The 24500-nt window shown below is 41.7% G+C and carries 28 protein-coding genes, 1 pseudogene and 2 riboswitches; of the genes and pseudogenes, 25 read left to right on the top strand and 4 right to left on the bottom strand.

Going from position 1 to position 24500, the window contains the following annotated elements:
- Window positions 1-225: 225 nt before the first annotated feature.
- A complete protein-coding gene (locus tag B9L23_RS17310) occupies window positions 226-792 on the bottom strand; it encodes an FAD-dependent oxidoreductase (protein ID WP_081189150.1) in 567 nt (188 codons plus the stop codon).
- 456 nt (window positions 793-1248) lie between these two features.
- Between B9L23_RS17310 and B9L23_RS17305 the strand changes: the two genes are divergently transcribed.
- The 10 genes from B9L23_RS17305 to B9L23_RS21475 all read left to right on the top strand — a co-directional run bounded on the left by B9L23_RS17305 (window position 1249) and on the right by B9L23_RS21475 (window position 8660).
- The gene (locus tag B9L23_RS17305; RefSeq protein ID WP_003248209.1) at window positions 1249-2196 is read left to right on the top strand and encodes an ABC transporter permease; all 948 of its coding nucleotides are present in this window, start codon (window positions 1249-1251) and stop codon (window positions 2194-2196) included.
- Window positions 2189-3139, top strand: coding sequence for an iron chelate uptake ABC transporter family permease subunit (locus tag B9L23_RS17300; RefSeq protein WP_062678356.1), 951 nt, complete (start codon window positions 2189-2191; stop codon window positions 3137-3139). Before B9L23_RS17305 ends, B9L23_RS17300 begins: the two co-directional genes overlap by 8 nt.
- Complete coding sequence (locus B9L23_RS17295; protein WP_089098079.1) at window positions 3133-3891, top strand: iron ABC transporter ATP-binding protein; 759 nt, start codon at window positions 3133-3135, stop codon at window positions 3889-3891. Before B9L23_RS17300 ends, B9L23_RS17295 begins: the two co-directional genes overlap by 7 nt.
- A gap of 122 nt (window positions 3892-4013) precedes the next feature.
- On the top strand, window positions 4014-4970 hold the full coding sequence (locus B9L23_RS17290; RefSeq protein WP_062755781.1) for a siderophore ABC transporter substrate-binding protein: 957 nt from the start codon (window positions 4014-4016) through the stop codon (window positions 4968-4970).
- Window positions 4971-5213: 243 nt separating this feature from the next.
- The gene (locus B9L23_RS17280) at window positions 5214-5777 is read left to right on the top strand and encodes a biotin transporter BioY (protein WP_089098077.1); all 564 of its coding nucleotides are present in this window, start codon (window positions 5214-5216) and stop codon (window positions 5775-5777) included.
- A complete protein-coding gene (gene bioD, locus B9L23_RS17275) occupies window positions 5777-6496 on the top strand; it encodes a dethiobiotin synthase (RefSeq protein WP_089098076.1) in 720 nt (239 codons plus the stop codon). Before B9L23_RS17280 ends, bioD begins: the two co-directional genes overlap by 1 nt.
- Window positions 6486-7853, top strand: a complete 1368-nt coding sequence (gene bioA / locus B9L23_RS17270) for an adenosylmethionine--8-amino-7-oxononanoate transaminase (protein WP_089098075.1) — start codon at window positions 6486-6488, stop codon at window positions 7851-7853. Before bioD ends, bioA begins: the two co-directional genes overlap by 11 nt.
- A gap of 129 nt (window positions 7854-7982) precedes the next feature.
- On the top strand, window positions 7983-8207 hold the full coding sequence (locus B9L23_RS17265; protein WP_089098074.1) for a hypothetical protein: 225 nt from the start codon (window positions 7983-7985) through the stop codon (window positions 8205-8207).
- 165 nt (window positions 8208-8372) lie between these two features.
- Window positions 8373-8525 carry a hypothetical protein gene (locus tag B9L23_RS20640; RefSeq protein WP_167317816.1) on the top strand — a complete coding sequence of 51 codons (153 nt, stop codon included), beginning with the start codon at window positions 8373-8375 and terminating at the stop codon, window positions 8523-8525.
- 45 nt (window positions 8526-8570) lie between these two features.
- The gene (locus B9L23_RS21475; protein WP_121910069.1) at window positions 8571-8660 is read left to right on the top strand and encodes a DUF2573 family protein; all 90 of its coding nucleotides are present in this window, start codon (window positions 8571-8573) and stop codon (window positions 8658-8660) included.
- Window positions 8661-8738: 78 nt separating this feature from the next.
- Here the strand turns inward: B9L23_RS21475 and B9L23_RS17255 are convergent, their stop codons facing one another.
- Together B9L23_RS17255 and B9L23_RS17250 are read right to left on the bottom strand one after the other, a co-directional pair.
- A complete protein-coding gene (locus tag B9L23_RS17255; protein WP_015865008.1) occupies window positions 8739-9071 on the bottom strand; it encodes a spore coat protein in 333 nt (110 codons plus the stop codon).
- 18 nt (window positions 9072-9089) lie between these two features.
- On the bottom strand, window positions 9090-9353 hold the full coding sequence (locus B9L23_RS17250) for a hypothetical protein (protein ID WP_015865007.1): 264 nt from the start codon (window positions 9351-9353) through the stop codon (window positions 9090-9092).
- 161 nt (window positions 9354-9514) lie between these two features.
- On the opposite strand from B9L23_RS17250, the gene B9L23_RS17245 reads away from it, so the two are divergent.
- A complete protein-coding gene (locus tag B9L23_RS17245; RefSeq protein WP_089098073.1) occupies window positions 9515-10432 on the top strand; it encodes a proline dehydrogenase family protein in 918 nt (305 codons plus the stop codon).
- Between the two features lie 349 nt (window positions 10433-10781).
- Here B9L23_RS17245 and B9L23_RS17240 read toward each other — a convergent pair whose 3' ends face one another.
- Window positions 10782-10931: a YuzL family protein gene (locus B9L23_RS17240; protein ID WP_015865005.1), complete on the bottom strand. Its 150-nt coding sequence runs from the start codon at window positions 10929-10931 to the stop codon at window positions 10782-10784.
- Window positions 10932-11116: 185 nt separating this feature from the next.
- Between B9L23_RS17240 and B9L23_RS17235 the strand changes: the two genes are divergently transcribed.
- The 14 genes and pseudogenes from B9L23_RS17235 (at window position 11117) to sufC (ending at window position 24481) form a co-directional block, all read left to right on the top strand.
- Entirely contained in the window at window positions 11117-13501 is a 2385-nt protein-coding gene (locus B9L23_RS17235; protein WP_062755791.1) for a 3-hydroxyacyl-CoA dehydrogenase/enoyl-CoA hydratase family protein, read from the top strand.
- A gap of 28 nt (window positions 13502-13529) precedes the next feature.
- Window positions 13530-14702 (top strand): acetyl-CoA C-acetyltransferase, encoded by a 1173-nt coding sequence (locus B9L23_RS17230; protein ID WP_089098072.1) that lies wholly within the window; start codon window positions 13530-13532, stop codon window positions 14700-14702.
- A gap of 54 nt (window positions 14703-14756) precedes the next feature.
- Window positions 14757-16541, top strand: coding sequence for an acyl-CoA dehydrogenase family protein (locus tag B9L23_RS17225; protein ID WP_089098071.1), 1785 nt, complete (start codon window positions 14757-14759; stop codon window positions 16539-16541).
- A gap of 56 nt (window positions 16542-16597) precedes the next feature.
- Window positions 16598-16960 carry an arsenate reductase family protein gene (locus B9L23_RS17220; protein ID WP_062678345.1) on the top strand — a complete coding sequence of 121 codons (363 nt, stop codon included), beginning with the start codon at window positions 16598-16600 and terminating at the stop codon, window positions 16958-16960.
- Window positions 16961-17033: 73 nt separating this feature from the next.
- Window positions 17034-17417: a glycine cleavage system protein GcvH gene (gene gcvH, locus B9L23_RS17215; RefSeq protein ID WP_015865000.1), complete on the top strand. Its 384-nt coding sequence runs from the start codon at window positions 17034-17036 to the stop codon at window positions 17415-17417.
- 158 nt (window positions 17418-17575) lie between these two features.
- A pseudogene (locus B9L23_RS20185) lies at window positions 17576-17776 on the top strand (hypothetical protein); the annotation flags it as partial.
- Window positions 17777-17802: 26 nt separating this feature from the next.
- Window positions 17803-18153: a toprim domain-containing protein gene (locus tag B9L23_RS17210; RefSeq protein WP_062678344.1), complete on the top strand. Its 351-nt coding sequence runs from the start codon at window positions 17803-17805 to the stop codon at window positions 18151-18153.
- Between the two features lie 8 nt (window positions 18154-18161).
- Entirely contained in the window at window positions 18162-18479 is a 318-nt protein-coding gene (locus tag B9L23_RS17205; protein WP_081189142.1) for a thioredoxin family protein, read from the top strand.
- 216 nt (window positions 18480-18695) lie between these two features.
- Window positions 18696-19043 carry an SCP2 sterol-binding domain-containing protein gene (locus B9L23_RS17200; protein WP_171698814.1) on the top strand — a complete coding sequence of 116 codons (348 nt, stop codon included), beginning with the start codon at window positions 18696-18698 and terminating at the stop codon, window positions 19041-19043.
- Between the two features lie 92 nt (window positions 19044-19135).
- Window positions 19136-19239, top strand: a riboswitch (SAM riboswitch).
- A 70-nt stretch (window positions 19240-19309) separates the two neighbouring features.
- Complete coding sequence (locus tag B9L23_RS17195) at window positions 19310-20620, top strand: O-acetylhomoserine aminocarboxypropyltransferase/cysteine synthase family protein (protein WP_089098070.1); 1311 nt, start codon at window positions 19310-19312, stop codon at window positions 20618-20620.
- A gap of 130 nt (window positions 20621-20750) precedes the next feature.
- Window positions 20751-20859, top strand: a riboswitch (SAM riboswitch).
- A gap of 95 nt (window positions 20860-20954) precedes the next feature.
- Window positions 20955-21983 (top strand): methionine ABC transporter ATP-binding protein, encoded by a 1029-nt coding sequence (locus tag B9L23_RS17190; RefSeq protein ID WP_015864996.1) that lies wholly within the window; start codon window positions 20955-20957, stop codon window positions 21981-21983.
- Window positions 21973-22641 carry a methionine ABC transporter permease gene (locus tag B9L23_RS17185; RefSeq protein WP_015864995.1) on the top strand — a complete coding sequence of 223 codons (669 nt, stop codon included), beginning with the start codon at window positions 21973-21975 and terminating at the stop codon, window positions 22639-22641. The genes B9L23_RS17190 and B9L23_RS17185 overlap by 11 nt, the downstream gene beginning before the upstream one ends.
- A gap of 16 nt (window positions 22642-22657) precedes the next feature.
- Window positions 22658-23497: a MetQ/NlpA family ABC transporter substrate-binding protein gene (locus B9L23_RS17180; RefSeq protein WP_089098069.1), complete on the top strand. Its 840-nt coding sequence runs from the start codon at window positions 22658-22660 to the stop codon at window positions 23495-23497.
- Between the two features lie 204 nt (window positions 23498-23701).
- Window positions 23702-24481: a Fe-S cluster assembly ATPase SufC gene (sufC, locus tag B9L23_RS17175; protein WP_062755801.1), complete on the top strand. Its 780-nt coding sequence runs from the start codon at window positions 23702-23704 to the stop codon at window positions 24479-24481.
- Window positions 24482-24500: the final 19 nt, after the last annotated feature.

Below are 24500 nucleotides of genomic sequence, written 5' to 3'. Positions count from 1 at the left end.
AGATCTTTTCCGTCCGTTTGCCGGACAACTATGTAAATTTCCAATGGGTAAATGGACATTCTAATGTACATAGCTCCTATATTGGAGAATTTACGATGTATTGAGCGAAGTGACGGACGATTTGAGGAAAGACGAAGAGAGAGACCCGTTATTGTTATTAGGGAAAGTATCGAAGCATCGAGAAGGGATAATAAACGAAGAACTGCCCACATTTGTGGGCAGCTTTTATTTTGTTTTTAATACATCATGATCCACATACCGTTCACCGTTTAATTCGCTAATGACGTTAATGGCCACTTTCGCTCCATCGCCAGCGGTGATAATGGTATGTACGCTGACGCCAGCCACTGTTCCGGCCGCCCAAATTCCATCGATATTTGTGCGTCCGTTCTCATCTACATCAATAATTGTTTTAATGCGCGGCTCGGTTCCTGGCTTTGTTTTCACGCCGATTTTTTCGGCAAGATCGACTGCTATTCCTGTTGCCAAAATAACGTGTTTTGCCTCAAACGTACCGTTGTCTGTTTGAATGCGGAAGCCGTTTTCTGTTTTTTCGATGTTGGTGGCTTGGCCAACGACAAGTTCTGCTCCGAATTTTGCTGCTTGTTTTTTCCCGGTTTCGACTAAATCCGGCCCTGTAGTTTCCATAACGCCATAATGGTTTTCGATCCAGGCACGCTTTGTCATGCTTTTGTCATTGTCAATTAATACTGTTTTCTTTCCTGCTTTTGCGGTAAAAATGGCAGCGCTTGCCCCCGCAGGACCAGCTCCGATAATGGCGATATCGTACATCGGTTCATCCCCTTTTCGTTAGAATATTCCAATATTTATTATAACATGTTCATTGTTTCCATCCAAATTAATATGAATCGCATCTCTTTTATTTAAAATAATTATAATTTGATATTGATTATTTAAAAATAATATGTATAATAAATGATAACAATAATCATTCGTAAACAGTTAAAGGAGAGCGAAAACATGCGAAAACAAGTGATTTGCGAACAATGCCATCAACCGATTCGCCGGTTGAAACATTCTATCCTTTGCCGCTGCGGAACGAAAATTATTCAACATAAATAAGTATATAGGTATTTGGAGGGACTGTGCTTCTTAGTTGGCCAGTCCCTTTTTTTATGATAATGAGAATCTTTTTCATAAAAATGTTGACAATAGGAGATTGTCTTAATACAATTTTAATTGATAATAATTATTAAAATCATTTAGGGTGCATTAGAGGAAAAAACGATGAAAAAGCTGTTTATATTATTCGTCATATTAGCAGTTGCATCTTTATTTATCGGTGTCCAGCATATTTCGCTTGCCGATTTGCTGATGTTGAAAGCGGATGACGTAGAAGTATTAATAATCAGCCGGATTCCGCGGTTGATCAGCATTATTATTGCGGGTGCCAGCATGAGTATTTGCGGGCTAATTATGCAGCAGTTAAGCCAAAATAAGTTTGTCTCGCCAACGACGGCGGGGACGATGGATTGTGCAAGGTTAGGAATTTTAGTGTCATTGATTTTGTTCGCTTCCGCAGGTCCGCTGCTGAAAGTTACGGTCGCATTTTTATTCGCTTTTGCCGGTACGATGATTTTTATGAGAATACTTGAAAAAGTGAAATATAAAGACGCCATTTTTATTCCGCTTGTCGGTTTAATGTTTGGCAATATCATCAGTTCTATGACAACATTTTTCGCGTATAAGTACAATTTAATCCAATCCATTTCGTCATGGCTGCATGGCGATTTTTCCATGATTATAAAAGGGCGGTATGAACTGCTTTACTTAAGTGTTCCGCTTATGATTGTCGCTTATATGTATGCGAACCGTTTTACGATAGCAGGAATGGGAGAAGAAATCGCGACAAATTTAGGCCTTCATTATCGGTCCATCGTCAATGTCGGATTAATCATCGTGGCTGCTACTTCTTCTGTTGTGGTGCTGACGGTCGGGACACTGCCGTTTTTAGGATTGATTATTCCAAACCTTGTCACATTATATTATGGAGATCATTTAGAGAAAGTCCTGCCTCTGACGGCATTGTCAGGAGCAATTTTCGTGTTGGCTTGCGATATTTTCGGGCGCGTCGTTATTTATCCGTATGAAATCCCAATCGGTTTGACGGTAGGAGTCATTGGCAGCGGCGTATTTTTGTATTTGTTAGTAAGGAGAAGAAAGCAATATGTCTAACAAAAGGAAGCTGATCGTGTTAAGCATTGCCGCTTTGTCGCTGATTATGGTGTTTTTGTTTACGGATGTCAAAGGCAACTGGGACTATGTTTTTCGGTCAAGAAGTGAAAAAATTGCCGCTATGGTGTTGACAGGATGTGCGATTGCCGCTTCTACCGTCATTTTTCAAACGATCACGAACAACCGGATATTAACGCCGAGCATTATCGGGTTTGATTCGGTTTATATGTTGATTCAGACGTTTGTTGTATTTATTTTTGGGTCGACGACGCTGACAATGATGAACGCGAACGTGCAGTTTCTCGTTTCCGTCGGGTTCATGGTGGGATTTGCGGTATTGCTTTATTCCATTTTATTTAAACAAGAAGAGCAGACGATTTATTTTCTCCTCCTTGTTGGAATGATTATGGGGACATTTTTTCAAAGCGTGACATCCTTTATGCAATTTTTAATCGATCCGAACGAATTTTTTGTGATTCAAGATCGCATGTTTGCGAGCTTTAACAATATGAAAACAGAGCTTTTATTGGTGGCAGGCATTGTCATTGCGCTGATGATTGGCTATATCGTTTCTTACATACGTTATTTAGATGTGCTTTCGCTAGGAAAAGAGCATGCGGTTAATTTAGGCGTTCCATATGAAAAAACCGTCAAGCGGTTGCTCATTGTCGTTGCCGTGCTTGTTTCCGTCTCTACTGCGTTAGTCGGTCCGATTACGTTTTTAGGATTCATTGTGGCGAACGTAGCGTATACGTTTTTGCAAACATACCGGCATAGTTACTTGCTTGTTGGCGCGATGCTGTTTGCCGTTGTTGCGTTAGTTGGCGGGCAGCTGTTAGTGGAAAGAGTGTTCACATTTTCCACGCCGATAACGGTGATAGTGAATTTAATTGGCGGAATTTACTTTTTATATCTTTTATTGAGGGAGAGGAAAGCATGGTAGAAGTAAGAGGGGTTTATAAGCAATACGGTGGAAAAAACGTCGTTGACAACGTGTCGATTACGATCCCGACTGGGAAATTAACATCGCTCATTGGGCCGAACGGTGCGGGAAAAAGCACGCTGTTATCGATTATGAGCCGTCTTATCGATAAAGACCGCGGCGAAGTCAGAATTGAAGGAAAAGAAATTAGCCAATATAAAAGCGATGAATTGGCGAAAAAGATCTCCATTTTAAAACAATCAAACCATATTGCAATCCGGCTGACGGTGAAAGAACTCGTTTCTTTTGGACGGTTCCCGTATTCACGCGGCAGACTGACGCGCGAAGACTGGGAGTATGTCAAAGAAGCGATTCGGTATATGGAGCTGGAGGACTTGCAAGATTGTTATTTGAACGAATTGAGCGGCGGACAAAGACAGCGCGCGTATATTGCCATGGTGCTCGCGCAAGATACAGACTACATTTTTCTCGATGAGCCGTTAAACAATTTAGATATGAAACATTGTGTGCAAATGATGAAAGTATTGCGAAAATTGGTGGATGAACTTGGAAAAACGATCGTCGTTGTCATGCACGACATTAATTTTGCGTCCTGTTATTCTGATTATATTGTTGCCCTTAAAAACGGGAAAGTGGTTCGCAAGGGAACAGCATCAGAAATTATGAGCAATGGCGTATTGCAAGGCATTTATGATATGGACGTTCATATTGAAACGATCCATGATAAGAAAATATGTGTTTATTTTGCATAACTCTGTTTTTCATATAGCTTTTTTCGCATATATTTCGCGAGACTGGGCGCCCCTCGCGGAAAGGTGCGGGAAAGCTGTTGAAAATAAATATTATTATGATATAAAAACAAGGGGGATCTGTGATGCTAAAAAAACGTTGGTTGCCGATTTTCGTGGCGCTTTTCACTGCCATATTGCTGGCAGCGTGCGGGAACGAAGACAATGCAAAAAACGCAAGCAGCTCGAACCCGAAAAACGATAGTGAAAAAATAACGATCAAGCATGAATTAGGGGAAACAAAAGTAAAGAAAAAACCAGAGAAAGTCGTTGTCTTTGACTTCGGCGTTCTTGATTCATTGGATAAGCTTGGTGTTGAAGTGACCGGCGTTCCGAAAGCCAACCTTCCATCTTATCTTGAAAAATATAAAGATAGTAAGTATGAAAACGTTGGAGGGTTGATGGAACCAGATTTTGAAAAAATAAATGAAATCGCTCCAGATTTAATCGTTATTTCTGGACGCCAAGCCAATTCCTATGAAAAATTCGCCGAAATTGCCCCAACGGTTTATATGGGAATTGATACGAAAAACTATATAGACTCTTTCGCGAATAATATGAAAACGTTAGGTAAAATCTTTGGAAAAGAAAAAGAAGTCGAAAAGGAATTAGAAAGCATTAATAAACAAATCGAAGCGGTCAAATCGAAGGCAGAAAAAACGAGCGGCAAAGCGCTTATTGTGCTCACGACTGGCGGAAAAGTAAGCGCATACGGCCCAGGGTCCCGCTTTGGGATTATTCATGACGTGCTTGGCATTAAACCGGTCGATGCGAATATTGAAGTATCGACACATGGCCAAAGCATTTCATTTGAATATATTGCTGAGAAAAACCCGGATTATTTATTTGTGGTGGATCGCGATGCAGTAGTGGCAGGAAAACCGTCGGCAAAACAAACGATTGAAAACGAGCTGGTGAAAAAGACAAACGCTTATAAAAACAATCGCATCATTTATTTAAATCCGAACTATTGGTATCTTGCCGGCGGCGGCCTCATTTCTGTTGCGGAAATGATCAATGAAGTGGAAAAAGGCATCGAATAATGGCATTCAGCGGCTAACCTTAGAAAGAATGGTTAGCCGTTTTATTTTTGTTTGCCCTATCCTTGTGCGCATCGGAAATATCATTTGGCTGGTGGAAAATTATGTTCTTCGTCCAGTGAGCTTGGATCGCCGGAGTACAGTTTTTCTTTTTATCTATATGTTAACCTATAAATAAAATTAAGTTGACATTTAATAGATTGTCAGGCAAAATAAGAGAAAAAATATGGGATTGGAGGGAGAGAAATGAAAACAAAATCATTGTTGCTGACGGCGCTGTTTGCCGCGCTTACGGCCATTGGCGGGTTTATCAAAATTCCGATTCCCTATGTGCCGTTTACGTTGCAAATCGCTTCCGTTTATTTAGCGGGATGTTTATTAGGGCCGAAGCTTGGGATGTTGAGCCAGCTTGTTTATGTGCTGATCGGTCTTGCGGGAGCGCCAGTTTTCGCGGAAGGCGGAGGACCTAGCTATGTGTTGAAGCCGACGTTTGGTTATTTGATCGGCTTTGTTGTGGGGGCCTATGTCAATGGATGGATGATGAAAACCTTTCAATTTCGTAAAGCGGCTGCTATTTTTCTAGCGAATTTGTCTACTCTTCTTGTTGTTTATTGCTTCGGATGTGCCTGGTTGTACATGGCGATGAAATGGATCGTGGAAAAGCCGCTTACTATTGGGCAAACGTTATGGTTTGGCTTTGTGCTTCCTGTGCCGGGAGATCTGCTGTTATGTGCGGTTTGTTCCGTGCTTGTTGCACGTATACTGCCGCGTATTCACATCGTCATTCGTAAGCAGGAGGTGGCATCCTGATGGGAAAAGCAATATTTATCACCGGAACAGGAACAGAGATTGGCAAGACAGTGGCAACCTCTTTTCTTGCTTTTGTTTTCCAAAAGTTAGGGTTGAATACAAAAATATTTAAGCCTATTCAAACCGGCTTGGCGGAAGATGGGGTTTCGTTTGCAGATCAATATTGGTACGAGAAAGTTGTTGGATTGCCGCAATCAGAAGGGCTATATTATATGGAACCCGCCGTTTCGCCGCATTTAGCAGCAACATTAACGAATACCACTATTGACCCGGCATTGATAGCGGAAAAAATCGAACAATGGAAACGCCAATACGATATCGTTCTTGTTGAGGGGGCGGGAGGTTTAGCTGTTCCGTTAATAGAGAAGGAACAAGGGTTTTATATGACCAACGATTTGATTCGGGAATGCAACATTCCAATTATCATCGTTTCCTTAGCAGGGCTTGGCGCGATTCATCATACGGTGACAACCGTATCTTACGCACAGCAGCAAGGTATTCGTGTTCTTGGGTTGATTTTTAATCAATTTAATGCCGAAAGCATCATTCATGTTAATAATATTGAAACAATAAAGAAAATGTTAGATTTGCCGGTCATCGCCACACTGCCATCTCTTGCGAAGGTGACGAAGCATACGATGATGGCGTTGGCGGAGCGTTGGCTAAAGAATAATAAGCAAAAGCAGTTGTTACAGGAGGTGCTTTCTGTTGCGGTATAGTTATGAACAATTAGAACAATGGGATAAAGAGTATGTGTGGCACCCGTTTACCCAAATGAAAACATATGTGCAAGAACATCCGCTGATTATTGAGCGTGGGCAAGGAAGTTACTTATTTGATGTCAATGGGAAGAAATATTTGGATGGGTATGCATCATTATGGGTAAACGTCCACGGCCATAATGATCCAGAATTAAATGAAGCTTTGCACATGCAGATAGAAACGATCGCGCATTCGACATTGCTTGGGTCGGCAAATGTGCCTTCGATTTTATTAGCGAAAAAGTTGATTGAGCTTTGGCCGGGGCTTTCGAAAGTGTTTTATTCCGACACGGGAGCTGCCGCTGTGGAAATTGCGTTAAAAATGGCGTATCAATATTGGAAAAACATCGATCCAGTTAAATATGCGGCAAAAAATAAATTTGTTTCTTTAAAGGAAGCGTATCATGGTGATACGGTTGGCGCTGTGAGTGTCGGCGGGATGGACTTATTCCATCGCATTTTTAAGCCGCTGTTGTTTGAACGAATCGAAGTTCCTTCTCCGTATGTGTATCGTATGGACGAATATGGCGATGAAGAGGAGATTGTCAGATATTGTTTACAACAACTTGAAGATGTGTTAGAGCGTGAACATGAACAAATCGCCGGCGTGATCGTGGAGCCGCTCATTCAAGGGGCTGCGGGCATCATTACACATCCAAAAGGATTTTTAAAAGGCATTGAAACACTTTGTCGAAAATATGGGGTGCTGCTTATTTGCGATGAGGTCGCCGTCGGGTTTGGAAGAACGGGCACGCTGTTTGCTTGTGAACAGGAACAAGTAACGCCAGATATCGTTTGTTTAGGGAAAGGGATTACAGGTGGTTATTTACCGCTAGCTGCCACATTAACAACGGATCGAGTGTATGAAGCGTTTTTAGGAGAAGTCGATGAAGACAAGACATTTTATCACGGTCATACATATACAGGCAATCAGTTGTCTTGTGCTGTCGCTTTAAAAAATATTGAACTCATCGAAAAACGAAATCTTGTAGAAAACGTAAGAAAAAAAGCAGAAAGGCTGACAAAAAAGCTAGAGAAGCTTTATGAAATTCCAATTGTTGGGGATATTCGTCAAAAAGGATTAATGGTAGGAATTGAAATTGTTCAAGATCGAAACACGAAACAAATTTTCCCGCGCTCCGAAATGGTCGAACATCGTATTATTCTAGAAGCTCGAAAACGCGGATTGATCATTCGTCCGCTCGGTCCGGTGATCACGTTTATTCCAGTGTTAGCAATGACAGAGGACCAGATGGAAACAGCAGTCGATATCCTCTTCGATTCAATTGCGGAAATGTCTAAAGTCGTTCGATAATGGTTTTCATTGCTGCCTAGAGCGTCTAGGCAGCCTATTTTTTGTCCAAACGGTCAATCGCCCATGCCCTCGGCGTTTGTCCTACATATATTGAAAGGGAAGAAAACAATCAGCAAAGGAGAGACAAACATGAATGATATAAACTTACAAGATACGAGAATATGGGGCTTTGGTTGGCGTCCATGGGGCTTTGGATTCGGCCACCCATGGGGCTTTGGTTTTGGCCGTCCGTGGGGCTTTGGTTTTGGTGCTCCGTTCTTTGGCGGTTTTTTAGGGGGCCTGCTGGGCAGCGCGCTAACAGGCCCGTTCTATGGCGGTTATGGCGGTTACGGATACGGATTCCCTTATTGGTAATAAACATTGTTTGAGCCTGCCGGTTACATGGCAGGCTTTGAACTTTTTCAAATCCATATTTTAAGAAAAGCTTGTGAAAGAGTGGGCAGCTTCCCAGCTCCTTTTGCCTTTCATTGACATAACATGTTGGTGTCCAGTTTTATTTTTTGGGAAGGAGGAATAGCGATGGTATATCCACGAGTATTTTTCGGAGGTCCGTTTTTAGGCGGCTTTCTAGGCGGATTGCTCGGCAGTACCCTAGCATTGCCGCTTTTCTATCGTCCAAGACCGTATTATCCATACCCTCCTTATTATCCGTATAGTGGATTCTGGTATTGAGAAAGAGCGTCCTCGCAATACGCGGGGCGCTTTGTAACGGGAAACATATCAGCACCTAGTCTCGCCAAACATTGGAGTGAGCTTTATCTGGAGGCGAAGGAGCAAATGAAGCAGTTGGTTGAGGAAATCAAATAATGGAATGAAGAAGCGAGCGAATGCGAAAAAGCCATGATGTGTGCAATCATGGCTTTTTCGCTGCCTGAAGGTTTAGTATTACTGAACTGTATTTTGATATGGGAATTGATTTGTGTATCCTTGGAATTGCTGATACGATTGTTGCAATTTTTGCTGGTCAGCTGCTTCAAGCTTGTACCAGCCTTTTTTGAACATTAAGTTATATAACTCACGTTGGCAGTTTTGTGTCTCCGTAAAAATATTCATCATATCTTGATATAATTGTTGATGGCTTGCTTCATGCAAAAAGACGTTATATGAGGAAGTCATATATTTTTCTGTTGTTAACATATCGTTAAGAAAGTCGCGATCATTCATTTGCGGTGTTTTTGGTATTTGCGTTTCTGGATTTTGAATTTGGTTTTGGTTCATGATCATTCCTCCCGATTGTTATTGCATTGTCATTTTAGGCTGGCTTGGATTTTGTAGGTGGCTTAAAATTTTTTGATAGTGGCGTTGATGCATTTGACCAGCTTTTTCAAGCGCTTGTGCCACTTCTTTATCTTGGCATTGCGATGCAAAAAAGTGCGCTTTTTTCATGGCAAGCAAATTCCAAGACAGCATGTCTGTAAAATAAAGCGCATCTTTCGTTGAAACCATTTGCGGCGGCTGCGGCATGACCGTTTGTTGTTGCATGTTCATTTGTTGTTGCATACATCGTGCTCCTTTCCAAAGTTGAATGTTTCAGTTGTAGATTGTTCATTTTGTCGGAAACTATACACAGGGAAGAATTTTGTCGAAAAAAGATATTCAATAATAATAAAACATGCTACAATAAAAATACGAATGCGTTTGCGGAATAAGGAGGTACAACGATGGAGCAATTGATGCGCGACTTTTTTTTGTTTTTATCGAAAAATAAGACATTAACTAAATTGGCGAAAAAATATGGATTGCGCTTTGGGGCCTCCCGATTTGTTGCAGGGGAAACGATCGCACAGGCTGTCGAAGTGATTAAACAATTAAATAAAAAAGGGTTGGCTGTTACGGTCGATTATTTAGGAGAATTCGTGGACAATGAAAAAGAAGCGAACGAGATGGCGAACCATTGCATCGAGGCGATTGAAGCGATTGGAAGAGAAAAGCTTAATTCACAATTGTCGTTAAAAATGACATCGATGGGGCTTGATATTTCAGACGAGCTTGTGATGCGCAATATGCGGCGTATTTTAGATACAGCGAAACAGCACGGCGTTTTTGTCACGATTGATATGGAAGATTATTCTCGCTGTCAAAAAACGCTCGATATTTTTAAACAGTTGAAAAAAGAATATGATAATGTCGGAACGGTATTGCAAGCGTATTTGTACCGTACGGTATCCGATATCGAAGATTTAAAAGATTACCACCCAAATTTGCGCCTTGTCAAAGGGGCATATAAGGAATCACCGGAAGTGGCGTTTCCAGATAAAAAAGATGTCGATGAAAACTTTAAAAAAATCATTAAGATGCATTTATTAAATGGAAACTATACAGCGGTAGCGACCCATGACGACGCCATCATTGAATATACGAAGCAGCTTGTCAAAGAATATAACATTCCTAATAGCCAGTTCGAATTCCAAATGTTATACGGAATTCGTCCAGAGCGGCAAGAACAGCTTGCGCGTGAAGGATATACGATGCGCGTTTATGTTCCATACGGAACGGACTGGTACGGTTACTTTATGCGCCGCCTTGCGGAACGGCCAGCAAACGTTGCATTCGTTTTAAAAGGCGTGTTGCGTAAATAAAAACAAAAAGAGGCTGGTTCAAAAATTGCTGAATCGACCTTTTGAATCCAGTCTTTTTCTTTCTGGTTGTTGGCCATACTTATTATACCAAAAGGAGAATCATTTTCTTGTTTTTTACAAAAAAAAGAGGGTGTCCGAAAAGCAAAAAGCTACTGAACACTTTTGGACATCCTCTTTTTTCATATCGGGATGTATATCTTGCACACTTTTTGAAGAGAACGGTCTTGCAGCAGTGAGCTCTCTTGTGCTAAAAGGCTTTGCAAGCACGTTTGTGAAGAATATTGGCTTTGAGATAGTTTTGCTGCCTCTGCTTTGCTTATATTACCTTGTTTATGCAAAAGTTATTTACTCATTCACCCTGCATATTATGCCGCTTATATTGCTGGTTTTGGCTCGTCTTTTTTCCTCCGCCGTCCGTTTCCACAGTTGGACCAGCGTTACCCTTTACGCTTGCTGCGCTGACTGCTCTTTCCGAAGGGTTCTTTTTCAGTTTTGCCATCAGTCTCACCCCCTTTTATTATCGTCACCAAAAAATAATTTCTTATGAATACAAAATTTGTTAAGTTTATATATTGCGAAAATTATTAACATATTTTATATTTAATATAGCAACAATTTTAATGGCATATTTTTTTTCAGCATAAAATGAATGACTATTCATTCAATGTGTGAGGGGGAAAAGGAATGGTGAAACGCATTCAAAGGGCTGCTGTGCTCGGATCTGGTGTGATGGGTTCGGGAATTGCGGCGCATTTAGCGAACGTGGGGATACCGACGTTGCTTCTTGATATCGTCCCGCGTGAGCTGACGAAGGAAGAGGAAGCAAAAGGGCTAACACTTGAACATAAAGAAGTGCGCAACCGCCTTGTCAATCAAGCGTTGCAAAAGTTATTGAAACAAAAGCCAGCGCCGCTTATGTCAAAGTCCAATCTTGCCCTTATTGAAGTAGGAAACTTTGAAGATGATTTTCATCGTCTTGCTGAAGTGGACTGGATTATTGAAGTGGTCGTGGAAAATTTAGAAATTAAGAAAAGTGTATTTGCAAGGGTAGATGAGGTAAGAAAACCGGGAACGATCGTCAGCTCAAACACTTCGGGCATTTCCATCGAAGCAATGGCAGAAGGCCGTTCTGAGGACTTTAAAAGACATTTTTTAGGAACGCATTTCTTCAATCCACCGCGCTACTTAAAGCTGCTTGAAATCATCCCGACAAAAGATACAGCCCAAGAAGTGGTTTCATATATGAAAACATTTGGAGAAGAGGTTCTTGGCAAAGGCGTTGTGATGGCAAAAGATACGCCAAACTTCATTGCGAACCGAATCGGCACGTACGGACTTTTAGTCACTGTAAGAGAAATGATGAAAGGCGGATACAGCGTCGGAGAAGTAGATTCGATTACCGGGCCGCTGATTGGCCGTCCGAAAAGCGCGACATTCCGTACGCTTGATGTAGTTGGATTAGACACATTTATTCACGTTGCCAACAATGTATTTGAAAAAGTAGAAGGAGAAGAAAAAGAGGCATTCCGCGTTCCGGACTTTATGAAAGCAATGCTCGAAAAAGGCTGGCTCGGCAGCAAATCGGGGCAAGGCTTCTTTTTGAAGCAAGGAAAAGATATTTTAGAGCTTAATTATGAAACGTTGGAATATGAGCCGCGTAAAAAGTTAACAACCCCGGCAGTAGAAATGAGCAAACAAGCAAAAGGGCTTGCCAATAAGTTGAAAGCGCTTGTATATGCGGATGACCGTGCAGGAACATTCCTTTGGAACATTACTGCCCCAGTTCTTCTCTATTCTGCGAAATTGCTCGGTGAAATTGCTGATGACATTGTCGCTATCGACCGTGCGATGAAATGGGGATTTGGCTGGGAGCTCGGTCCGTTTGAAATGTGGGACGCAATCGGTGTTGAGCAATCTGTTCGTAAAATGCAAGCAGAAGGATTTGAAATTCCTTCGTGGGTAACGGATATGCTTGCGGATGGATTCACCTCTTTCTATAAATCGGAAAAAGGGCAAGCATTCTATTACGACCACGGAGAATACAAACCGATTAAAGAAAACCCGAAAGTCATTCATATTAAGCGCTTGAAAGAGCAAAAAGACGTTATTAAGAAAAATAGCGGCGCAAGTTTAATTGACCTTGGCGATGATGTAGCGTTGTTAGAGTTTCACTCGCCAAATAACGCGATCGGCACGGATATTGTTCAAATGATTAACTATGCCCTTGAAGAAGTAGAACGAAACTATAAGGGGCTTGTCATCGGAAACCAAGGGAAAAACTTCTGTGTCGGCGCAAATCTTGCGATGATTTTAATGGAAGCACAAGATGACAACTATTTTGAAATTGAGATTGCTGTTCGCCAATTCCAGCAAGCGATGATGAATATTAAGTATAGCCCGAAACCAGTGGTCGTTGCACCGTTTGCGATGACACTCGGTGGCGGAACGGAAATTTGTTTGCCATCATCACGCATTCAAGCCGCGGCGGAAACGTATATGGGGCTTGTGGAAGTTGGTGTCGGCCTCATTCCTGGCGGCGGCGGAAATAAAGAACTTTATATTAAATATTTAAACAGTCTGCCAAACGGAGTTAATGTCGATTTGCAACAAGTGGCGAATAAAGTGTTTGAAACGATCGCAATGGCAAAAGTATCAAGTTCAGCAGCGGAAGCGTGCGAATGGAACTTCTTAAGTAAACAAGATGGCATTACGATGAATAGTGATCATTTGCTTCATGACGCGAAACAAGCGGTGATTTCTCTTTACGATCAAGGTTATCGCCCGCCGGTTCGCAAAAAAGTACCTGTGGTTGGTGAAACAGGTTATGCGGCAATGTTGCTTGGAGCGCAGTCGATGTATCATTCTGGATACATTAGTGAACATGATTTAAAAATCGCGAAAAAACTTGCGTATGTCATCGCCGGCGGAAAAGTTCCATACGGTACGGAAGTGGATGAACAGTATTTGCTTGATTTAGAACGCGAAGCATTTTTAAGCCTAGTTGGCGAACCGAAATCGCAAGCAAGAATGCAACATATGCTTGTTAAAGGAAAGCCGTTGCGCAACTAGCATATATGAAAAAACAGGGGGGAAGATTGTGAGAGAAGCGGTGATTGTAGCTGGGGCGCGCACGCCGGTCGGAAAGGCGAAAAAAGGGACGCTCGCCCATGTGCGTCCAGATGATTTAGGCGCGCTCGTTGTAAAGGAAACGTTGAAACGCGCGGGGAATTATGAAGGAAATATCGATGACCTTATTATTGGGTGTGCGATGCCGGAAGCGGAGCAAGGATTAAACATTGCGAGAAACATCGGGGCGCTTGCAGGGCTTCCATACACGGTTCCTGCCATTACGATTAATCGTTATTGCTCGTCCGGTTTGCAAGCGATTGCTTACGCTGCAGAGCGGATCATGCTTGGCCATTCGGATACGGTTATTGCTGGCGGTGTGGAATCGATGAGCCTTATTCCAATGATGGGGCATGTGATACGTCCAAATGCGAAACTGGCAGAAGAAGCTCCAGAGTATTATATGTCAATGGGACATACAGCCGAACAAGTGGCGATGAAGTATGGGGTAAGCCGTGAAGACCAAGACGCGTTTGCTGTACGAAGCCATCAGCGTGCCGCAAAAGCGATTCGGGAAGGCAAATTTAAGGATGAAATTGTCCCGGTAGAAGTAACCGTTCGAAAAGTAGAAAATAATAAACTAGTCGAGAAAACAATACTTTTCGAAGAGGACGAAGGGGTACGCCCAGATACGAATATGGAAACTTTAGCAAAACTCCGTCCGGCATTTTCGGTCAACGGAACGGTAACAGCCGGGAACGCTTCACAAATGAGCGATGGGGCCGCTGCGGTAATGGTGATGGACCGTGAAAAAGCAGAATCGCTAGGGTTAAAACCGCTTGGAAAATTCCGTTCGTTCGCTGTTGCCGGTGTACCGCCGGAAGTAATGGGAATCGGTCCGGTTGCTGCGGTTCCAAAAGCGTTAAAACTTGCGGGGTTAGAGCTTTCCGATATCGGATTAATCGAACTAAATGAAGCGTTTGCGTCTCAATCGATCCAAGTGATTCGCGAGCTTGGGCTAGATGAGGAAAAAGTGAATGTAAACGGAGGAGCGATTGCGCTTGGCCATCCGCTTGGTTGTACAGGCGCAAAACTGACGTTATCGTTGCTTTATGAAATGCGCCGCCGCAATGTACAGTTCGGAATTGTCACGATGTGTATTGGAGGCGGTATGGGCGCAGCAGGAGTATTTGAATTAATTTAATGGGCGGTATCATTTCCGCCCGATTATATACAAAATCAAGGGGAGGAGTTACGAATGGCGAAAGCATTAGAAAATGCGATTAAAGGCGGAAGCTTTCTTATTGAAGACATTCCTTGTGAACGTGTGTTTACACCGGAGGATTTTACAGACGAACATAAAATGATTGCAAAAACAACGGAAGATTTCGTTGTAAACGAAGTGCTTCCACAATTAGAATATTTAGAAAATCACGAATTTGACCGTTCTGTGCAATTGCTAAAAAAAGCAGGGGAACTCGGGCTGCTTAGCGCGGATATTCCGGAAGAATACGGCGGCTTAGGGCTTGATAAAATCAGTTCTGCACTGATCGGAGAGAAAATGGCGCTTGCCGGCGGTTTCTCGATTTCTCATGGTGCGCACGTCGGAATTGGATCACTTCCAATTGCCTTGTTCGGAACAGAAGAACAAAAAAGAAAATACTTGCCGGCATTAGCGACTGGTAAAAAAATTGCTGCATATGCGTTAACAGAGCCTGGTTCTGGTTCAGACGCATTAGGTGCAAAAACAACAGCAAGATTAAATGCGGAAGGTACACATTATATTTTAAACGGTGAAAAACAATGGATTACGAACGCTGGATTTGCGGATGTATTTGTCGTATACGCAAAAGTAGACGGCGAACATTTCTCCGCATTCATTGTCGAGCGTGACTTCCCTGGTGTTTCTACTGGACCGGAAGAAAAGAAAATGGGAATTAAAAGTTCTTCGACACGTACATTAATTTTACAAGACGTGCCTGTTCCGAAAGAAAACTTGCTTGGGGAAGTTGGAAAAGGCCATGTTATAGCGTTCAACATCTTAAACATCGGCCGTTATAAGCTAGGAGTCGGTGCGGTTGGCGGTGCAAAACGGGCGCTGGAAATTACGCTTCAATATGCGAACCAACGTCAACAATTTAAACAACCGATTTCTAAGTTTACATTAACACAAGAAAAATTTGCGACAATGGCATCCCGGTTGTACGCAACAGAAAGTTCCGTCTATCGTACGGTCGGTTTATTTGACGAACGGATGAGCCTTCTTGATGAGGAAAAAGCAAAAGACGGAAAAGAAATTGCGAAATCGATTGCTGAATATGCCATCGAATGTTCGCTAAACAAATTCTTCGCAACAGAAACATTAGATTATATTGTTGACGAAGGTGTACAAATTCACGGCGGTTATGGATTTATGCAAGAATACGAAATTGAGCGGGCTTACCGTGACTCTCGGATTAACCGTATTTTTGAAGGAACGAATGAAATTAACCGTCTATTAGTTCCTGGAATGTATTTGAAAAAAGCAATGAAAGGCGAACTGCCACTTCTTCAAAAAGCGCAACAGCTTCAAGAAGAATTAATGATGCTTATGCCGGAAGAAGTTGGTGACGGCGTACTTGAACAAGAAAAATATTTAGTACGCAACGCGAAAAAAATCGCATTAATGACGGCGGGATTAGCAGCACAAAAATTCGGCCCGAAATTGGAAAATGAACAGGAAATTTTAGTAAACATTGCCGACATTGTTGCGAATATTTACGCGATGGAATCTGCTCTGCTTCGTACAGAAAAAGCAATTAAAAACACCGGAGTAGAGAAAAACAAACAAAAACTTCTTTATACGCAAATTTTCTGCCAAGAAGCGTTCAACGAAATCGAGGCGCACGCGAAAGAAACCATTATCGCAGTAGAGCAAGGCGATATGTTGCGCATGATGTTGGCCGCTTTGCGCAAATTGACGCGCTATACTCCAATCAATATCATCGCGAAAAAACGTGAAGCGGCAGCGGCGCTCATTGAAGCAGAACGTTATATTGTGTAATAATGGAAAGTACCAGGTTTTATCCTGGTACTTTTATTTGCAAAGGATGGTGCAATATGTCGTTAACCTTTTATTGGTATCCAAAGTGCGGTACATGCCGAAAAGCGAAAAAATGGCTCGATGAGCATGGTATCACGGTACAGGAAGTACATATTGTCGAAAACCCGCCGAAAAAAGAGGAATTGACAGAACTTTATCGCAAGAGCGGGCTTCCACTGAAAAAGTTTTTTAACACAAGTGGTATGAAATATCGCGAGTTAGGGCTAAAAGATAAAGTGAATACTGCTTCGGAAGAGGAGCTTCTTGAGCTTCTTGCTTCCGATGGCATGTTGATCAAGCGCCCGATTTTAACAGATGGAAATCATGTCATCGTTGGATTTAACGAAGAGCAATACGAAAAATTCTTTAAACAAATGTAACGAGTTCAGTGAGTTTTTTGGCAAAATCGGTTATTATTAAAAAGAATATAATCTATTATGAAGGGGTGCGATTATGAATACACCAAAGGAATTACGCTATTCTGAAGAACATGAGTGGGTGCGTGTTGAGGGAGATAAAGTACGCATCGGTATTACTGATTTTGCACAATCGGAGCTCGGTGACATCGTTTTCGTTGAACTGCCAGAAGTAGGTGCGGAAATTACAGCAAACGAGCCATTCGGCAGCGTCGAATCAGTGAAAACTGTTTCCGAACTTTATGCGCCAATTAGCGGTAAAGTAGTAGAAGTGAATGAAGAATTAAATGATAATCCAGAATATGTGAATGAATCACCGTATGAAAAAGCATGGATGATTGTTGTCGAGCCTTATGATATGAGCGAGATCGACAATTTATTAACAGCAGAGCAATATGAAGAAATGGTAAAAGAAGGATAATAATACACCCAATCACCACGGTTGATCACGCGAACGATGGGCACCCTATACATAAAGAGGTTTACAAAGGGTGCCCGTATGGCAGCGGAAACAAAGGATATAGAACATGATTTATATGAAGGTCATGTTTCTCTGTCGCAAGTTAGCAACAAAATAGGCGAATTGATAAGCAAATAACCGTCACCGTTGGACCAGATCAACAGTATGTCGATTGCGACGGTGAGGCTGGTTGGGGTCGAAAGCAACGGTGCTATGCCGTTGCTTTTCTTCTTTATTTTGCAAAAACGACTATAGTCTCGTTTCCTTTCCTTATCCATGTGGAAACCATCGTATTGTTTTTCCATATAATAAATGAATGACATTTTCAACTAATCAGGTGATAATAATGATAGAAATCGAAAAAGTGATTATTGTGGAAGGGCGTTCCGACAAACAAAAAATTGAAAACATTATTAATGAACCAGTTGAAATTATTTGTACAAACGGGACGATTAGTGATGCCAGACTGGAAGAGCTGATTGAGGAGCTCTATTATAAAGAAGTGTATATATTAGTGGATGCCGATGAAGCGGGGGAAAAATTACGAAAACAGTTTCGCCGTGAATTTCCTGAAGCGGAACATATATATATTGACCGAATGTACCGTGAAGTGGCTGCAGCGCCGAATTGGCATATTGCCCAAGTATTATTACGCGCGAACTTTGATGTCCATTACGATTATTTATTAAAAAGGTGAAAGCAGCAATGAAAAAAGTAGAGTTACCAGAAATAGATGACATTATTAATAAAAAAGATATGGCTTGTCTTTATGTATATACACCGATGTGCGGCACTTGCCAGCTTGCGGAGCGGATGCTCCAGGTTGTCGAGGAACTATTTCCGCATATTCCATTTTACAAGACCGATATTAATTATATGCCAGATCGTGCGGTTGCATGGAAAATTGAAAGCGTTCCATGCCTTCTTTTATTTGATCGCGGCAATATTGTAAAAAAATTATACGCGTTTCATTCTGTACCGTATTTATACGAAACAATAAAGGAAATGTTGCCTCAGAATTAGAAAAATGAACAGATGTGGTTCATTCTCTCCTCCCCTTAAAGGTGACAGCGCAAGAACTAAAATAAACGGTGATTTGACTTCGTTTGACATATTTCTTGGGAAATGATGAGAATATTGCCTATTTTCCAGACGATTTGTCGAGATTTTTATAAAGGATTCTCCTTTTTTTTATGGAAATGAATGAAGTGACAGGATAATGGGGGAGGCGGGTATAAAATGGATATGTGTGAATTAGTAGGACAGCTTACAGAACGAATTCAAAAATTAAATCATTTATCACCGATTTTACCAGAAGAAGAGTTATACGTTCAGTTTGAATGTGAAACAGAAACAGCGGTTGTTGCGATTTCTAAATATAAAATCGGTCAAAAGGAAAAGATAGATGAACGTCGGCTAGTGACCATTCGAGGATCGAAAGAGGCGCTGGAATCATTGATAAATGGAAGGTTAAAATTACAACAACAAATTCGGCTTCGAGAAGTGCACATTTCTGGAAGTTTCCGTCATATGTTGCTTCTGGAGTCTCTGTTACATTTGTCAAAACCGTATCGCTATGTTTGCTAAATACCATATTTCTTTATTTTTAATTTTTATAAAAAAATGAATTGACAATTAGGAGGAATAATAGTATTATTCAGAAAAAATGGTATATATCATTCTTATCAAGAGAGGTGGAGGGACTGGCCCAATGAAGCCCGGCAACCGGTTGTTTCAACACGGTGCTAATTCCAGCAGAGCGAATTGCTCTGAGGGATAAGAAGAGTGCATCCCCCTCTCTTCTTAGAAGAAGAGGGGTTTTATTATAAAAGGTAAAGGGGGAGAGAGTTTCAATGAGTGAAAAACAATACCGTTTCGAAACAGTAGCCATTCATGGCGGATTAAAGCCTGATCCTGCCACTGGAGCGCGTGCGGTTCCTATTTATCAATCGAACGCCTATTTATTTGCCAATACGGATCATGCCGCGAACCTTTTTGGTCTAAAAGAAGAAGGATATATTTATACACGCATCCACAATCCGACGGTTACCGTATTGGAAGAAAGGGTGGCACAGCTGGAAGGTGGAGTGGGCAGTCTTGCTCTCGCTAGCGGAATGGCCGCCATTACACTGGCCATTTTGAATATCGCCGGAGCTGGGGATGAAATTGTATCGGCATCTACGTTATATGGCGGTACATATAATTTGTTCGTCAATACATTGCCGAAATACGGAATTAAAACCCACTTTGTCGATCCGTCTAATCCGGAAAATTTCCGAGCAGCGATTACACCAAAAACGAAAGCAATTTTCGCCGAAACGATTGGCAACCCTAGTTTGCACATATTAGATATTGAGGCGGTGGCGCAAATCGCTCGTGAAGCGGGAATTCCGCTCATTATCGACAACACATTCGCCACTCCTTATTTGTGCAGACCAATTGAACATGGGGCGAATATCGTGATCCATTCCGCCACAAAATGGCTTGTTGGGAATGGGACGACCTTAGGCGGCATCATTGTTGATGGTGGTAATTTTGACTGGAATTCGCCAAAGTTTCCAGGATTTATTACTCCTGATCCAAGCTATCACAACCTTGTGTATGCTGAGGCGTTTGGACCTGCTGCATACATTGTCAAAGCTCGCGTGCAGCTGCTTCGCGATTTAGGTCCAGCGATTAGCCCATTTAATGCCTTTCAAATTCAGCTTGGTCTTGAAACATTGCATGTACGTATGAAAGAACATATTGCGAATACAAGAAAAATCGTCGAGTATTTAGATCGTCATCCAGCAATAGAGTGGGTGCTTTATCCAGAACACGACAGTCATCCAGCAAAAGAACTAGCGAAAAAATATTTGCCAAAAGGAGCGGGTTCCATCGTTGTATTTGGCGTAAAAGGCGGCAGAGAGGCAGGAGCGAAATTGATCAACAGTGTAAAATTATGGTCGCATGTTGCCAACGTTGGCGATGCGAAAAGTTTAATTATCCATCCTGCAAGCACCACACATCAACAGCTAAACGAAGAAGAACTAAAATCATCTGGAGTGACAGAAGATTTAGTTCGTCTATCTGTCGGCATCGAAAATATCGATGACTTAATCGAAGATTTAGAACAGGCAATTGCGGCTGCTACCGGAATTACATCTGATGTTTCCGTCTCATAATCACAAGAAATGATAATCATGCCATTTTCCATAATGACTATAACATTTCCATTGACACTATTCGACATATAGTGATAAAATCACATTCGTAATTATTGAGAGATTTTAATTGAATAAAGTGTTTTTTGTGCTCTTATCAAGAGAGGTGGAGGGATGTGCCCAATGAAGCCCGGCAACCGTCAGCGTACTCGCTGAAATGGTGCCAATTCACACAAAGCGTCTGCTTTGAGAGATAAGAGACAGAACGGTAATCATTGCCTTTCTGTTCTCTTGAGCAGAAAGGCTTTCTTTTTGCGGCGAGTTGTCTTTTACATGAGGGAAGGTGGAAATGTGCATGATTACATTAGAAAACGTGACAAAAATATATGAAGCGGCCAATGGATCTGTAACAGCAGTGGATAATGTCTCTTTGCAAATTAAAGAAGGCGAAATTTTCGGAATCATCGGATATAGCGGGGCGGGAAAAAGTTCGTTAATCCGTCTCCTTAACGGATTGGAAAAACCGACCAAAGGGAAAGTCATTGTCGCTGGACGGGATATTGCTAATATTAAAGGAAAGGAATTGCGAAAGGCCCGTCAGGAAATCGGAATGATTTTTCAGCATTTTAATTTATTATGGTCAAGAACGGTTCGCGAAAACATTGCGTTTCCATTAGAAATTGCCGGTGTACCGAAAGAACAGCGGAAAAAACGAGTAGACGAGTTGATTCAGCTTGTAGGTTTGCAAGGAAGAGAAAACGCCTATCCGTCACAGCTTAGCGGCGGGCAAAAGCAGCGCGTCGGCATCGCGCGCGCTTTGGCGAACAATCCAAAAGTGTTATTGTGCGATGAGGCGACATCCGCGCTAGACCCGCAGACAACCGATTCCATTTTGGAACTTTTGGTGGATATTAATAAGCGTTTAGGATTGACAATTGTATTAATTACCCATGAAATGCACGTGATTCGTAAAATTTGCAACCGCGTTGCAGTGATGGAAAACGGAAAAATTGTTGAACAAGGAGAAGTGCTGCAAGTGTTCCGGCAGCCAAAGCAGGAGATTACGAAACGGTTTGTACAGCAGGTCATCGAACCGGAGGAAACGAAAGAAACGATTGCGCATTTACTCGATAAATATCCAAAAGGAACGGTTTTTCAATTGACGTTTGTTGGAGAGGTTACGGAACAGCCGCTGATTGCTAACGTTGTTCGCCAATTTCAAGTTGATGCGAATATTCTTCAAGGAAAAATTTCGCAAACCCACCAAGGCGCTTACGGTGTGCTGTTTGTTCATATGGATGGAGAGAAAGAGGAAGTTGCCCGTGCGATCGATTATATTCGAAAGCAGCAAGTGGCGGTGGAGGTGATTACGGATGCTCGCTAACCTCTTACCAAATGTAGAGTGGGATATGATTTGGGCAGCGACCGTTGAAACGCTTTATATGACAGGAATTTCTGTCGTTGCAACATTTATATTAGGAACGATTCTTGGACTGCTTTTATTTTTAACGTCAAAGGGAAACTTATGGGAAAACCGCCTGGCGAATATGATCATCGCCGCTATCGTTAACATTTTTCGTTCCATCCCATTTATCATATTAATTATTTTGTTAATCCCGTTTACGAAATTCGTTGTCGGAACGATTCTTGGCGCAAATGCGGCATTGCCAGCACTCATTATTGGAGCGGCGCCATTTTACGCGAGAATGGTGGAAATTGCGCTTCGCGAAATTGATAAAGGTGTCATCGAAGCGGCCAAAGCGATGGGAGCGACAACGGCCACGATTATTTGGAAAGTGCTTCTTCCAGAGTCATTGCCTGCTCTTGTATCTGGAATTACCGTCACTGCAATTGCTTTAGTTGGATATACAGCGATGGCAGGGGTCGTTGGCGCCGGCGGCCTTGGCAACTTAGCGTATCTTGAAGGATTTCAGCGCAGCCATAATGATGTGACGTTTGTCGCCACCGTTCTAGTTTTGGTGATTGTCTTTGTCATTCAGTTTATCGGTGACTTTGTCACTTCCAAAATAGATAAACGATAAAAGGGGGAAGATCAATATGAAAAAATGGATTAGTGCATTATTTGCCATCGTTCTTGTGTTGGCTTTGGCAGCATGCGGAGGCAATAACAACGCTGATGGTGGCAAAAAAGAAGGGAAATTAACAAAATTAGTGGTTGGAGCTTCCAATGTCCCGCATGCAGAAATTTTAGAAAAAGCACAACCGATTTTAAAAGAAAAAGGCATTGACTTAAAAATTGTTAAATTCCAAGATTATGTTTTACCAAACAAAGTGTTAGCAGATAAAGAAATTGATGCCAACTATTTCCAACACATTCCATATTTAGAAGCACAGAAAAAAGAACATGGATATGACTTTGTCAACGCTGGCGGCATTCATATTGAGCCAATCGGTCTTTACTCGAAAAAATATAAAAGCCTCGAAGAATTGCCAGACGGTGCGACGATCATCATGAGCAACTCTGTTGCAGACCATGGTCGCATTTTATCGATGCTGCAAGAAAAAGGGTTAATTAAATTAAAAGAAGGTATCGATAAAACAAAAGCTACGGTCAAAGACATTGTGGAAAATCCAAAACATTTAAAATTTGAAGCGGATGTGGAAGCAGGATTGCTGCCGCAAATTTATAAAAACGGCGAAGGCGATGCTGTGCTCATCAACGCCAACTATGCGCTTGACGCGGGATTAGATCCTGCGAAAGATCCAATTGCTGTTGAGTCGCCGAAAGATAACCCATATGTCAATATTATCGCTGTACGCAAAGGCGATGAAAACCGCAAAGAAATTAAAACGCTTGTCGAAGTGTTACAGTCGAAAGAAATTCAAGACTTTATTAAAGAAAAATATAAAGGTGCTGTCATTCCAGCAGCGCAATAAAATAACGGAAGCGGTCCGCTTCCGTTATTTTTATAAAACAATCTTGATCAAAATATTTTTCACTATGAACATAGTGATATTCTCTTCAAAAGGTTGCTAATACTTTTCATTTGTTATAAGATTGTAATGAGAATAAAATGAGAATGGAAAGACAAGTAAGTCAATGATATACACAATTTTTAGTGAAAATTGGAGGTATTCTTCATGGCAGTGTTAACAATTAAAGATCTTCACGTATCCGTTGAAGGAAAAGAAATTTTAAAAGGTGTGAATTTAGAAGTAAAAGGCGGAGAAATTCACGCGATTATGGGTCCGAACGGAACGGGAAAATCAACGTTATCGTCGGCGATTATGGGACATCCAAAATATGAAGTAACAAAAGGAAGCATTACATTAGACGGGCAAAACGTGTTGGAGATGGAAGTGGATGAACGTGCACGCGCCGGTTTATTTTTGGCGATGCAATATCCAAGCGAAATTAGCGGCATAACGAATGCGGATTTTCTTCGTGCCGCCATTAACGCTCGTCTTGGCGAAGGAAATGAAATTTCTTTAATGAAATTTATCCGCAAACTTGACGAAAAAATGGAATTTCTCGAAATGAATCCAGATATGGCGCATCGCTATCTAAATGAAGGATTCTCCGGCGGAGAGAAAAAACGCAACGAAATTCTTCAATTAATGATGCTTGAACCGAAAATCGCGATTTTGGACGAGATCGACTCCGGTCTTGATATTGATGCATTAAAAATTGTTTCAAAAGGAATTAATGAAATGCGCAGCAGCGAATTCGGCTGTTTGATCATTACGCACTATCAGCGTTTACTAAACTACATCACACCGGATTATGTGCATGTCATGATGCAAGGGCGTATCGTAAAATCCGGTGGTCCGGAGTTGGCACAACGTCTTGAAGCGGAAGGATACGATTGGATTAAAAAAGAACTTGGCATTGAAGATGAAACGGTTGAGCAAGAAGCGTAAGCGTTAGGAGGAGTATTAT

The organism is Parageobacillus galactosidasius (genome assembly GCF_002217735.1).
Lineage (GTDB): Bacteria > Bacillota > Bacilli > Bacillales > Anoxybacillaceae > Parageobacillus_B > Parageobacillus_B toebii.
This window is presented reverse-complemented; position numbering and strand designations above follow the sequence as displayed.

What these genes read in the sequence shown, in the direction of transcription:
- B9L23_RS17295 (WP_089098079.1), top strand. Translation starts at nt 3,133, where the DNA reads ATGGTAGAAGTAAGAGGGGTTTATAAGCAATACGGTGGAAAAAACGTC.
- bioD (WP_089098076.1), top strand. Translation starts at nt 5,777, where the DNA reads ATGGGAAAAGCAATATTTATCACCGGAACAGGAACAGAGATTGGCAAG.
- B9L23_RS17190 (WP_015864996.1), top strand. Translation starts at nt 20,955, where the DNA reads ATGATTACATTAGAAAACGTGACAAAAATATATGAAGCGGCCAATGGA.
- B9L23_RS17210 (WP_062678344.1), top strand. Translation starts at nt 17,803, where the DNA reads ATGATAGAAATCGAAAAAGTGATTATTGTGGAAGGGCGTTCCGACAAA.
- B9L23_RS17220 (WP_062678345.1), top strand. Translation starts at nt 16,598, where the DNA reads ATGTCGTTAACCTTTTATTGGTATCCAAAGTGCGGTACATGCCGAAAA.
- gcvH (WP_015865000.1), top strand. Translation starts at nt 17,034, where the DNA reads ATGAATACACCAAAGGAATTACGCTATTCTGAAGAACATGAGTGGGTG.
- B9L23_RS20640 (WP_167317816.1), top strand. Translation starts at nt 8,373, where the DNA reads ATGGTATATCCACGAGTATTTTTCGGAGGTCCGTTTTTAGGCGGCTTT.
- B9L23_RS17300 (WP_062678356.1), top strand. Translation starts at nt 2,189, where the DNA reads ATGTCTAACAAAAGGAAGCTGATCGTGTTAAGCATTGCCGCTTTGTCG.
- B9L23_RS17310 (WP_081189150.1), bottom strand. Translation starts at nt 792, where the DNA reads ATGTACGATATCGCCATTATCGGAGCTGGTCCTGCGGGGGCAAGCGCT.
- B9L23_RS17225 (WP_089098071.1), top strand. Translation starts at nt 14,757, where the DNA reads ATGGCGAAAGCATTAGAAAATGCGATTAAAGGCGGAAGCTTTCTTATT.
- B9L23_RS17195 (WP_089098070.1), top strand. Translation starts at nt 19,310, where the DNA reads ATGAGTGAAAAACAATACCGTTTCGAAACAGTAGCCATTCATGGCGGA.
- B9L23_RS17235 (WP_062755791.1), top strand. Translation starts at nt 11,117, where the DNA reads ATGGTGAAACGCATTCAAAGGGCTGCTGTGCTCGGATCTGGTGTGATG.
- B9L23_RS17250 (WP_015865007.1), bottom strand. Translation starts at nt 9,353, where the DNA reads ATGCAACAACAAATGAACATGCAACAACAAACGGTCATGCCGCAGCCG.
- B9L23_RS17305 (WP_003248209.1), top strand. Translation starts at nt 1,249, where the DNA reads ATGAAAAAGCTGTTTATATTATTCGTCATATTAGCAGTTGCATCTTTA.
- B9L23_RS17205 (WP_081189142.1), top strand. Translation starts at nt 18,162, where the DNA reads ATGAAAAAAGTAGAGTTACCAGAAATAGATGACATTATTAATAAAAAA.
- B9L23_RS17280 (WP_089098077.1), top strand. Translation starts at nt 5,214, where the DNA reads ATGAAAACAAAATCATTGTTGCTGACGGCGCTGTTTGCCGCGCTTACG.
- B9L23_RS17200 (WP_171698814.1), top strand. Translation starts at nt 18,696, where the DNA reads ATGGATATGTGTGAATTAGTAGGACAGCTTACAGAACGAATTCAAAAA.
- B9L23_RS17185 (WP_015864995.1), top strand. Translation starts at nt 21,973, where the DNA reads ATGCTCGCTAACCTCTTACCAAATGTAGAGTGGGATATGATTTGGGCA.
- B9L23_RS17240 (WP_015865005.1), bottom strand. Translation starts at nt 10,931, where the DNA reads ATGGCAAAACTGAAAAAGAACCCTTCGGAAAGAGCAGTCAGCGCAGCA.
- sufC (WP_062755801.1), top strand. Translation starts at nt 23,702, where the DNA reads ATGGCAGTGTTAACAATTAAAGATCTTCACGTATCCGTTGAAGGAAAA.
- B9L23_RS17290 (WP_062755781.1), top strand. Translation starts at nt 4,014, where the DNA reads ATGCTAAAAAAACGTTGGTTGCCGATTTTCGTGGCGCTTTTCACTGCC.
- B9L23_RS17180 (WP_089098069.1), top strand. Translation starts at nt 22,658, where the DNA reads ATGAAAAAATGGATTAGTGCATTATTTGCCATCGTTCTTGTGTTGGCT.
- B9L23_RS17245 (WP_089098073.1), top strand. Translation starts at nt 9,515, where the DNA reads ATGGAGCAATTGATGCGCGACTTTTTTTTGTTTTTATCGAAAAATAAG.
- B9L23_RS17255 (WP_015865008.1), bottom strand. Translation starts at nt 9,071, where the DNA reads ATGAACCAAAACCAAATTCAAAATCCAGAAACGCAAATACCAAAAACA.
- B9L23_RS17265 (WP_089098074.1), top strand. Translation starts at nt 7,983, where the DNA reads ATGAATGATATAAACTTACAAGATACGAGAATATGGGGCTTTGGTTGG.